Source organism: Streptomyces djakartensis, from assembly GCF_014651075.1.
Classification (GTDB): Bacteria; Actinomycetota; Actinomycetes; order Streptomycetales; family Streptomycetaceae; genus Streptomyces; species Streptomyces djakartensis.
This window is the reverse complement of the sequence record NZ_BMWE01000077.1, coordinates 1-618: the sequence shown is the minus strand read 5'-3', so window position 1 is coordinate 618 and position 618 is coordinate 1. Positions and strand designations below refer to the sequence as shown.

The 618-nt window shown below is 58.9% G+C and carries 1 protein-coding gene; it reads left to right on the top strand.

Annotated features, from left to right (window positions below; all coding sequences use genetic code 11):
- Nucleotides 1–618, top strand: a 618-nt coding sequence (locus tag IE212_RS34540; RefSeq protein WP_190201941.1) for a GTPase, incomplete at both ends; no start/stop codon positions are given.

Below are 618 nucleotides of genomic sequence, written 5' to 3'. Positions count from 1 at the left end.
GCGTTGGTCGGTCGACCGAACGTCGGCAAGTCGTCTTTGCTGAATCAGCTGGCTCACGAGGAACGTACTGTGGTCAATGATTTGGCAGGTACCACTCGCGATCCAGTCGATGAAGTGGTGACGGTTGATGGGGAGGATTGGCTGTTCATCGACACGGCCGGCATCAAGCGACGCCAGCACAAGCTCACAGGCGCGGAATATTATTCCTCTCTGCGCACGCAGGCCGCCATCGAGCGCTGTGAATTGGCGCTGATCCTGTTTGATGCTTCGCAGCCGGTATCCGATCAGGATTTGAAGGTCATGTCCACCGCCGTGGATGCGGGCCGTGCGATTGTGCTCGTGTTCAATAAGTGGGACGCGATGGACGAGTTCGACAAGCAGCGTCTCGAACGCCTGTGGAACACCGAATTCGACCGTGTGATGTGGGCCGAGCGTGTGAACCTGTCCGCCAAGACCGGCTGGCACACCAACCGTCTGACGCGAGCCATTGATAAGGCCTTGGAATCCTGGGATCAGCGTATTCCTACAGGCAAGCTCAACGCCTTCCTCGGCAAAATTCAGGCCGCCCACCCGCACCCGTTGCGTGGTGGCAAGCAGCCGCGAATCCTCTTCGCCACG